General features: G+C 37.3%; 8 protein-coding genes. 3 read left to right on the top strand and 5 right to left on the bottom strand.

Annotated elements, in window-relative coordinates; all coding sequences use genetic code 11:
- Positions 1-83: 83 nt before the first annotated feature.
- Positions 84-3,239 carry an efflux RND transporter permease subunit gene (locus V7659_RS05725; protein WP_335538720.1) on the bottom strand — a complete coding sequence of 1,052 codons (3,156 nt, stop codon included), beginning with the start codon at positions 3,237-3,239 and terminating at the stop codon, positions 84-86.
- 156 nt (positions 3,240-3,395) lie between these two features.
- Here V7659_RS05725 and V7659_RS05720 point away from each other — a divergent pair, with 156 nt between their 5' ends.
- Both V7659_RS05720 and V7659_RS05715 read left to right on the top strand, forming a co-directional pair.
- Positions 3,396-4,250: a TetR/AcrR family transcriptional regulator gene (locus tag V7659_RS05720; protein WP_335538719.1), complete on the top strand. Its 855-nt coding sequence runs from the start codon at positions 3,396-3,398 to the stop codon at positions 4,248-4,250.
- 119 nt (positions 4,251-4,369) lie between these two features.
- Positions 4,370-5,974 (top strand): MDR family MFS transporter, encoded by a 1,605-nt coding sequence (locus V7659_RS05715; RefSeq protein WP_335538717.1) that lies wholly within the window; start codon positions 4,370-4,372, stop codon positions 5,972-5,974.
- Positions 5,975-6,015: 41 nt separating this feature from the next.
- Here the strand turns inward: V7659_RS05715 and splB are convergent, their stop codons facing one another.
- Together splB and V7659_RS05705 are read right to left on the bottom strand one after the other, a co-directional pair.
- Positions 6,016-7,044, bottom strand: coding sequence for a spore photoproduct lyase (gene splB, locus V7659_RS05710; protein ID WP_335538715.1), 1,029 nt, complete (start codon positions 7,042-7,044; stop codon positions 6,016-6,018).
- Positions 7,037-7,285 carry a transcriptional regulator SplA domain-containing protein gene (locus V7659_RS05705; protein ID WP_335538713.1) on the bottom strand — a complete coding sequence of 83 codons (249 nt, stop codon included), beginning with the start codon at positions 7,283-7,285 and terminating at the stop codon, positions 7,037-7,039. The genes splB and V7659_RS05705 overlap by 8 nt, the downstream gene beginning before the upstream one ends.
- A 189-nt stretch (positions 7,286-7,474) precedes the next feature.
- On the opposite strand from V7659_RS05705, the gene V7659_RS05700 reads away from it, so the two are divergent.
- A complete protein-coding gene (locus tag V7659_RS05700) occupies positions 7,475-7,810 on the top strand; it encodes a hypothetical protein (protein WP_335538711.1) in 336 nt (111 codons plus the stop codon).
- A 56-nt stretch (positions 7,811-7,866) separates the two neighbouring features.
- On the opposite strand, the gene V7659_RS05695 is transcribed toward V7659_RS05700, so the two are convergent.
- Entirely contained in the window at positions 7,867-8,721 is an 855-nt protein-coding gene (locus V7659_RS05695) for a manganese catalase family protein (RefSeq protein WP_335538710.1), read from the bottom strand.
- Between the two features lie 98 nt (positions 8,722-8,819).
- Complete coding sequence (gene brnQ / locus V7659_RS05690) at positions 8,820-10,133, bottom strand: branched-chain amino acid transport system II carrier protein (protein WP_335538709.1); 1,314 nt, start codon at positions 10,131-10,133, stop codon at positions 8,820-8,822.
- Positions 10,134-10,214: the final 81 nt, after the last annotated feature.

Raw genomic sequence — 10,214 nt, 5'->3', positions numbered from 1 at the left:
TGTCAAGACTCTGATAAAAATAATAGCAGCTGACTCCTCTGTTACAAAAACAAAAGAATCAACTGCTATTCATTTTCGTACTCCTATAATGCTTTCTCTACTTGCTTTCTCTCTTTTCGCTTCATTTTCATCAGTGTTTCATACACAATCGGTACAATTACTAAGGTAAGCAGCGTTGAACTTGTCAATCCGCCGATGACTGTCACACCTAATCCTTTTGAAATTAGTCCGCTTCCTTCCATTCCGATTGCTAACGGTATAAGTGCACCAATTGTCGCAATGGCTGTCATCAGTATTGGACGCAGTCGTGTCCCAGCTGCCTCAAGAATCGCTTCTCTTGTCGATAATCCATCATTCTCTTTATGAATCACACGGTCAATCAGAACAATTGCGTTCGTTACAACAATACCAATTAACATCAAGGCACCAATCATAGCTGAAACACTTAAGGTTTCACCAGAGATCAACAATCCTAATAGTCCTCCAATGATCGTAAACGGTAATGAGAATAGAATTGCTAGCGGTGCTAATCCTCCACCGAATGTAATAACGAGTACTAAATAGACAATCGCAATCGCTGCAAGCATGGCTAACCCTAACTGTGTAAAGGATTCTGCGATATCTTCAGATACCCCTCCAACCGAAACATCAACAGTTGAAGGAAGTTTTATTTTGTCTACCTTCTTTTGAACCGCGGCAGAAACTTTTGAAACATCTTTGGTCGTAATTTCAGCACTTACACTTGCATAAATACGGCCATCACGTCTGGTAATCGTATCAGATGTATGCCCCTTCTTAATATCGATAACATCCTTAATAGGGACTGCCATACCCATTGGGGATTGGATCGTTTTATCGGTTAAATCATTAATATTCTCATAATCATCTTTCTCGACTTCTAGATAGACATTCATTTCTTTGCCATTATTTTCAATGGTTGTCAATACTTGACGCTGTCCATTACCAGAAAGTTCCATTCCTACTTGCGCTGCTGTAAGTCCTAATTGACTTAACTTTTTCTGATCAGCGACAAGGGTATACTCTTCATAGGTATCAGCAATACTAGTCTTCACATTTTTAAGAGTGTCCTTACTTTTGAAAATTTTCTCTATCTTATTCACAACAGGTTCAATCTCATCCATATTTTCACCATACACATTAAATGAAAGTGCATTCGATGATCCCATACCTGAAAAGTCTTGACTTGCCCATTCACCTTTTTCATTTTGTTTGTTTAAATCATTGATAACTTTTTCAGTTTCTTTGGAAAAGTTTTTGGTATCTTTATCATACTCTACAAAAAACATAGCTGAATTGCTTTGACCGGGATTCATCGGGTTTTCTCCGCCGACGGAAAACTGTATCGTTTTTACACCGGTTCTGTTCTTAAAAAATTCCTCAGCATCGGTTGCAATCCTTACCACTTCATCTAAAGTTTGACCTGGCTCGGGTTTATACGTAGCTACTACCATTTTTTGTTCATCAGATGGAAGAAAACTTACACCAATCACCGGTACAAGGAACAAGCTGCCTACTAATAATAGAATTGCTAATCCAAAGGTAATGATTTTATGGTTCAAGGACCAATTAAGAAGCTTTTTATAACCAGAGGCTAATCTGCCTGTTTTATTTTCTACATGGGCTTGTTTGACAGATAAGCCTTTTTTAAATAGTGAATGAGCCATCATCGGGACAATTGTAATCGCAACTAAAAGAGACGCCAATAATGCAAAGACAATCGTTAATGCAAACGGTAAGAACATTTCGCCTACCGGGCCTTTCACTAATCCTAAAGGAAGAAACACAGCAATAGTTACAATAGTAGAAGAAAAAATTGGCATAAACATTTCTCTTGTTGCGGCAACAATTAATTCCTTCCCACTTAATGTTTCATTTTTTAGAGACATTCGTCTAAAAATATTTTCAATGACAACAATCGAATCATCAATTACGCGGCCAATTGCAACAGTCATTGCGCCAAGGGTCATCATATTAAGCGTAATATCCATTTGTTTTAAAAGTAAAATCGCAATTAATATGGATAATGGTATAGAAATAACCGAAATGATTGTAGTCCGGAAATTCCTTAAGAAAAGCAAGATGATAATCATGGCAAATATTGCACCGAAAATGGCTTTATTCATCATGGTTGCAACCGATTCTTCAATCGGTTTGCCCTGATCAAAAATGGTAGTAACTTTTAATCCCTCTATCTGATCTTCAAAATCACCTAATTTTTCTTTGACAGCGTTCACTACATCCACTGTATTTGCGTCCTGGGCACTAGTAATCTGCACTCCGATGGACTCTTTGCCATTTGTCCGTGAAATAGATTCTGCTTTGCCTACTACCTCAATTGTGGCAATATCTTTTAATTCTACAGAAGGGATACCTGCAGTTGATGGGTTGCCTTGGCTAACATTACCCCCTGTCACACCTGGTTGTCCTTGGTTTTGTTGACTAGCTGCTACACCTTGCTGAGCACCGCCTGCAGTTGGGATAATCGGAATTTTCATCGCTTTTAAGTCTTTTAATGTAGAAACATTCCCATCCATAACAACTGACTTTTGTGTGTCTTTGAATGTGTATAATCCTAATGGAATGGTAACATCTGAAGCCTTGATTAAATTCTTCACGGTATCTTCTGTTAATCCATATTGCTTTAATTTCGACTGGTTAAATTTCAATTGAACTTCGTCAACTTGCTGCCCTGAAATTTGAACGGTAGATACTCCTTCAATACCTTCAAGTTCTGGAATGATATCTTCCTCAGCTGTTTTTGTTAATTCTGCCAAAGATTGTTTAGTATTTGTAATACTTAAGGACATAACTGGGAAGGCAGAAAAACTCATACGGGAGACTTCTGGTTCCTCTACCCCGTCTGGAAGATCAAGATTACTCAAGGCTTCCTTTACTTCATTTTGAGCCTTTTCCATGTCCTTATCAAAATTATATTCTATTTGGATAGATGATGCGTTTTGAAACGAAGAAGAACTCACAACTGAAACCCCATCTAAATTCTCGACACGCTTTTCAATTGGTTCCGTCACTTTCTCTGCTACCTGCTCGGGTGTCGCTCCTGGATACACAGCCAAAATTGAAACAAGTGGTGTATTAATATTTGGAATGGTTTCTAATTTCATGTTCATTCCTGAATACAATCCAGCAATTGTAATAATAATGGTCAATAGCCATACGGCAAACTTGTTCTTCAATGAAAACTGAATGATTTTCTTCATTTTTCTCTCCTTCTTGTACCATGTTGACATTTCAGTCTGATTCGAATAGGATTGACTATGCGGTCATAACAAATCTAATAATACTGACCGACCAGTCATAAGTCAAGAATTATACTACGTTTCTACATAGAAACATCTAATAATGGAGGGTTTATTTTGACAGAAAAGGAGAAAGTAATTATTCAATCAGGGATGAAGCTTTTTGCTCAAAAAGGTTTTTCATCCACGTCGATTCAAGAGATTGCTACTGAAAGTAATATTTCTAAAGGAGCTTTCTATTTACATTTTAAGTCAAAAGATGATTTATTACTCTCGATACTGGAATATATATTTGAGACGATAGAATCAAGCAGGCTAGTTTTTGAAAACCAGGATTTATCCCCGCGAGAAAAATTCATCAAACAAATCAGTGCATTTTTCAGAACATTTATTGGTCATAAAGAATTTATGATTATGCTCTCCAAAGAACAGGCAATCCCAAGGAATGAAGAAATAAAAAAACTTTTATTCAAAAAGCGTTTTGAATCTCATTTATTACATCGCAAAGGATTAGTTTCAATTTATGGTCAAAAGATTGAGCCATATTCGATTGATTTAGCCTTGATTCTTGAAGGGTTGTTCCAAACATATGTGGGATTAATGATGCTCGAACCTGCAGAATTTGAGATTGAGAAACTATCCCATTATTTAATGAAAAGGATGGATAGTATCGTAAAAGACATTTCAAGTGAGGAGCCCTTCGTAACCGAGGAAAAGATGGAGAATATTATTAAAAATTCAAAGCAATTTTTCGAACCAGACAATGTAAATAATCTGATCAAAAACATGAGAAATGTAATTGACCAGATGGAAAATAGAGAAGTATTAGAAATTTCATTAGACGTCCTTGAAGAGGAAATTAACAAACAAAGTCCTCGCCTTCCAGTCATCAAAGGAATGCTTTCCAATTTTAAAGGAATAGCAAAACTAGAACCACTCACCAAGGAAATGGCTAATTTTTATGGATTTTAACTTTAAAGGATATTTTTATTATTTATCCTTTCCTACGAAAAATATTGACTGACCGGACAGTTATAATGTATATTTTATGACGGGACTTATTTAATAACATCTAGATAGGAGAAAATGATATGGCGATAGAAGATAAACGGATAAATACCAAATTAGTTATCACCGGTTTAATTATCGGTATGTTTTTCAGTGCTTTAGAACAAACAATCGTTGGAACAGCCATGCCGACGATTATATCAGAATTAAATGGCTTTACCATTTTTGCTTGGGTCACAACTGCCTATATGATTACATCTACAACGGTTGTCCCGATTGTTGGTAAACTGTCAGACCTGTACGGGAGAAGGTTCCTCTATTTACTAGGAACAATCATTTTTATTATTGGTTCTGGATTGTGTGCAACTGCAACATCAATGGAACAGCTAGTCATCTATAGAGGCCTTCAAGGGATTGGCGGCGGTATGATCATGCCCCTATCTCAAACCATTATTGGGGACATCTTTACAGCTGAGCAACGAGCGAAGTGGCAAGGAATTTTTGGCGGACTCTTTGGGCTAAGTTCTGTCATTGGCCCTTTCTTAGGTGGAATTATTGTTGATAGCATTAGCTGGCACTGGATTTTCTTAATTAACGTTCCTTTTGGGCTACTTTCAGCAATTCTAATCTTTATGGGATTAAAGCATGAAACTACCGCAGTTAAAGGAAAAGTAAATATTGACTATTGGGGAATTATCACATTAATACCTGCCATTGTCTTATTATTACTTGGTTTAACTTTCGGCGGGGATAAATTTGACTGGGCATCTACAACTTCTTACCTTATTTTTGGAGGTTCAATTCTGCTGCTAATCGTTTTCGGTTTTATCGAGCGAAAAGCGGTCGAACCAATCTTGGACCTTTCATTTTTTAAAAATCGAACGTTTGCAACGATGAATGCGCTAGGATTTTTGCTGGGGCTTGGCATGTTTGGAGCAATAATGTTCGTACCGATGTACATGCAAGGAATTCTTGGTGTATCACCAACACAAGCGGGTTCAACCATGACTCCAATGATGATCGCCATGATTGCGGCAAGTATACTTGGAGGGCAATTATTACTTAGATTCAGCTTCCGCTCTGTACTAACAGCAGGTATGCTGCTAGGTGCATTAGGGTTCTTTTTAATGAGTACAATGGGCATCGATTCAAATGAATATACTGCTTATGCATATATGGTTGTTCTTGGCTTAGGAATGGGCTTAGTTATGCCAACATTAATGATTGCGATTCAAAATGAATTTCCAAAGTCGCAGCTAGGAACAGTTACATCCGCTTCCACCTTCTTCCGATCGATAGGTGGTACGATTGGAATTACGATTTTAAATTCAATCATGAACCATACACTAAAAGGTGAAATGATTAGTGTCGCAAATGGTGCTGAAAATCCAATTGCACATAAAGCATTAGCGGCTCTTTCTGAAAAAACTGATTCGTTATTTAGTTTGCTTCTCAATCCTAGCCTTTTAAAAATGCCAGAAGACATTCAAAATAGCGTAATTCATGGCATTCAAATCGCCTGGTCCGATTCATTTTCTACAGTTTTCTTAACTGGACTTATCTTTATAGCTGTCGGAGTCTTTGTAGCATTGGCCGTTGGCAAAGGTCGGATTAAAAGAGATAACGAACTAACAGATGGTAGTGAACAATCAATTCCATCGTTTAAACCAGACCCAACGGAATCATAAAAATCATAATTGAAGAGGGATTCTCCGGAATCCCTCTTTTTCTATGTGAAATATTCTATTTTTGCCTGCGGAAAAAAGGTGTTAATATATCCGCCTAAAGTATCCTTTATATCTTCTTGTTCTTCATTTGTATAGACGAATTTACCAATCCCGTAGCGGCCCCATTTCCATTTTCGTTTAGTCTCATCAAGCTCTAATTTTGTCATCGGGTAGTTTTTTTGAATGACACGCTTCGCGGGTTTTGTAAACCGATGCTGAATCATTTCAAAAGTTAAATCCTTTTTAGCTGAATCCGGCAGCTCCGCCTCCAGCTTCTCTAACATTTCTTTATAGCCTTCTTTCCAGCCCTCGTGGAGATAAATCGGTGCGATAATAAAACCTAATGGAAATCCAGCACTAGCAATCTTACCTGCTGCCTCGATCCGTTCTGGCAGTCTCGATGTACCCGGTTCAAAATTTTTAATGATATATTCATCATTAACACTAAAGCGAAAACGGGTTTTCCCATTATGCTTCGCATCAAGTAAATGGTCCACATGGGCGAATTTAGTTACAAAACGCAGTTTGCCATATTCCGATTGTCCAAAGAACTCAATCGCTTTTTTTAATGTATGGGTTAAATGGTCCACACCTACAATATCAGATGTACATGAGGCTTCAAACCTAGTTGGTTCAGGCGCACGTTCTTTCATATAATTATCAGCAGCTTCGAAAATATCTTCCAGGTTCACATAGGTACGAATATAAGGTTTACTCCCCATGGTTGTCTGTAAGTAGCAATAATGACAATGCCCCATACAGCCGGTTACAAATGGAATTGCATATTCCGCAGAAGGTTTAGACGTATCAAACTTTAATGTTTTTCGAACCCCTACCACTAGCGTCGATTTGGCTGTACGATACTTTTGAAAATCATTATCACCAGGTAAATTTCGAATTTGATTATGTGATGTTGTTTCCCTTATTTCAATTCCCATACTTTCATATTTGGCGATTAACTCTTTGCCCAGCGGGTACTCAAGTGCGCTTGGCTCAACATAGACGAGCTGAGGTACAAAGGGTTTAACCATAATACCCCTCCATCTCTGTAAATCCAAACGCATCTTGATAGGCATATTCTGCTTCTTCCGCAGATGAATAGACCGCCACTTCTTCTGTTAGAGGGTAATAAGTTTCGTAAACAAAAAGAGAAAGTTGATCTGGATTCTCCGGATTCTGCACGACAGCTGCTTGCTGGACATTGGCAACATCTTGAGCATGTGGATTCCGAATGATAATATAGACGACTTGTCCTGGTTGATATGAAGTCATTTATTCACCTAATCCTTTCAAAGCTTTGTTTTACTATTGATATTATTCTCCAGAGAAGATTTTTAAGTGGAATGAAATATTTCCATTTAAAACGCGGAACCACCAGTTTAGTTGGTGAAGAATAACTATAGTCAAATATGGGGAATTTAAATTTACGTTTGTAAAATCTTTAACTAGGGGATGCTTCTAATGGCAATTTTTGTCTACCAGACATTTGAGATTAAACAAGATAAATTTAAAGAAGGTATTGAAAATTTAAAGGAAATTAAGACGTTCCGTAATGAAAATTATGATCATAATGTTGAGATCTTAACACCTGTTTCTGGTGAAGATCATACATATGCCCTTCTTACCAAATATGAAGGCTTGGCTGAAATGGAATTACAAAACAAAAAGATGTTTGAGGATGAAGAATATTTAAAACTGATTGGAGACTTTTTTCTCCAAAATATTGTTCAAGGCAGTATGTATACCCAAATTTATCGTGCCCTAACGGAGAAAAAAAGCGACAAAAAACAATCCTAAAATTTAGCTAATAAAAAACACGGCACTGATGTAGCCGTGTTTTTTTATTGTGCAACCTATGAATTTAAATCACTTAAACCTGGACTATGTTCATTTGGCATTTCTGGTAAAACAGGAACCGGATATCCTTGTGGCGGTTCTACAACTTGAAGCGTTCCGCCATTTCTGCTTGGTGTTTCCCCTTGGAAAATTTGGCCAATCAGCGTTTCATCAAGTCTAAAATTGAACTGAGCATTATGGAAGCCCATTTCGACATATTTACGGCACTCAGGATATTTATTGATATCATAATTAGGAACCGGGAAGAGTTTTCCCCAATTCACGCCGAGAGTCTCTAATGCTTTGGCAAAAGCATTTTGGTGAGCATTATCACGCACAATTAAGAAAGCCAAAGTTTCTCTAAAGGTTTTATTTGAACTCATTTCATAAATTCGGGATTTTTGCAGAACCCCAGTAGATTCCAAGACCAAATTGTCTAATAAATCACTGATTAAATTCCCGTGACTATAGACGTAATTTCCAGTCCACGGATTACCCCCTGCGTCCACAGGAAGTGAACTTTGCGCCCCCATAATAAAGTGATGAGGGTTTGCATGTTTAATGGCCTCTTCTAACGGGGCACCTGTACTGCCTCCTGCACCGACTGCCTCTTCACCTGAACCATTTAAAAGTTGATTAATCGTTGTTTGCACTAGCTCAACATGACTGATTTCCTCAAGAAATACCCCTCTAATTAAATCCCGGTATTGTTTTTGATTCCCACGGAAGTTAGAACTTTGGAAGAAATATTGCATCATCGTCCGCATTTCTCCAAATCTCCCGCCAAGTGTTTCTTGAAGAACCATTGCAGCTGCAGGGTCCGGCTTGTCGGGAACGATTACGTTTATTAAATCTTCTCGATAGAAATACATATAAAAACCCCCCTAAAAAGCTAAATAGTACTTGTTTAGCCTTTTCTAGTTCAAAGGTTCTTATTCTTAGCAAGAAGTATTTAATGGTTGATGATTTTTCAGGCTTCCAACGGTTTTTTACTAAATAGTCCTAGGAGAAAGCCAATTATTAAACCAATGAGGGCTGGGACCATCCATCCAATTCCTTCGCTATAGAAGGGAAGGATCTCAAGTGCCCCGCTCCATTTATTAGCAAGGAATGTTTTATTAATTGTATCAATAATACTAAAAAGAGCAACAAAGATGACAACCGTGATATAAATCTGACGGGATTTCTTAATTAAATCATCAAAAAGACCTAATAAGATAACCACGATGGCAATAGGGTAGATCATGCCAAGTATCGGAACAGAGATTTTTAAGATTTCCGTTAATCCTAAGTTAGCAATGGCAGTACTAAGAACTGCTAAGATTATAACCCATGTTTTATAATTTATTTTTGGAATAGCATTTGCAAAAAATTGACTGCATGATGTAACTAAACCAATTGATACGCAAAAACATGCAATGGTAAAAACTAAACCTAAAATAAAGGTCCCACTTTGACCAAACAAGTGTGTCATTACATTCGCCAAAATTTGTGCTCCATTTTCCGTTTTTCCTAACGATGAACTAGCTGCACCTAAATACCCTAAGATAAGGTAAATCACCGTTAACAGAAGCCCTGAACCTAATCCTGCATATATCATATATAATGACCTTTTTTTATTATCCACGACTCCTTGCGATTTCAATGTATTGGCGATAACAATGCCAAATGCTAAAGCCGCCAGCGCATCCATTGTTAAATACCCATCCAAGAACCCTTGAAAGACAGGATTTGAAATATAGTTATCCTTTGGTGTTTCAAATGAACCAATTGGGTCAATTAAGCTTTTTACAAAAATAATGGCAATTAGGGCTAGTAAGATTGGAGTTAGTAATTTCCCAAAAAGGTCAATAAGCTTAGATGGAAACATACATAACCAAGCTACTAATCCAAAAAAAACAATACTGTAAACAAATAAGGCGAGCGAACTTCCCACCAAATTTTCTGGTAAAAAAGGAGCTAATCCCATTTCAAATGCCAGACTACCTGCACGGGGAATCGCCAGTCCAGGTCCGATTGCGATATAAATAAGAAATGGAAAGATAACGGCAAATAAAGGATGAACTCGTTGGTTAAGTTCGTTAAAGTTTCCTGCCTTAGCCACCGCAATCACGCCTAGAATCGGCAAACCAACGGCTGAAATAATAAAACCAGCAAGAGCCGTCCAAAGATGATCCCCCGCTGACTGCCCCAAAAATGGTGGAAAGATTAAGTTTCCAGCCCCGAAAAACATAGAAAATAACATAAAACTAATAAAGACAATTTGTTTAGCTGAAAAATTCATTCATAAACTCCTTTGTAAAAAAATATTATTCCATAATAATAAACTAAATTTACTCCACAATGGTATATTTATTTTAAACTT

It is taken from the genome of Neobacillus drentensis, assembly GCF_036966985.1.
Taxonomy (GTDB): Bacteria; Bacillota; Bacilli; order Bacillales; family Cytobacillaceae; genus Neobacillus; species Neobacillus drentensis_E.
The sequence above is the reverse complement of the archived record's forward strand: the minus strand, read 5'-3'. Positions and strand labels throughout refer to the sequence as shown.

Bases quoted from the DNA above. Each gene is read 5' to 3' on its own strand.
- brnQ (WP_335538709.1), bottom strand. From the start codon at position 10,133: ATGAATTTTTCAGCTAAACAAATTGTCTTTATTAGTTTTATGTTATTT.
- V7659_RS05700 (WP_335538711.1), top strand. From the start codon at position 7,475: ATGGCAATTTTTGTCTACCAGACATTTGAGATTAAACAAGATAAATTT.
- V7659_RS05725 (WP_335538720.1), bottom strand. From the start codon at position 3,239: ATGAAGAAAATCATTCAGTTTTCATTGAAGAACAAGTTTGCCGTATGG.
- V7659_RS05705 (WP_335538713.1), bottom strand. From the start codon at position 7,285: ATGACTTCATATCAACCAGGACAAGTCGTCTATATTATCATTCGGAAT.
- V7659_RS05715 (WP_335538717.1), top strand. From the start codon at position 4,370: ATGGCGATAGAAGATAAACGGATAAATACCAAATTAGTTATCACCGGT.
- splB (WP_335538715.1), bottom strand. From the start codon at position 7,044: ATGGTTAAACCCTTTGTACCTCAGCTCGTCTATGTTGAGCCAAGCGCA.
- V7659_RS05695 (WP_335538710.1), bottom strand. From the start codon at position 8,721: ATGTATTTCTATCGAGAAGATTTAATAAACGTAATCGTTCCCGACAAG.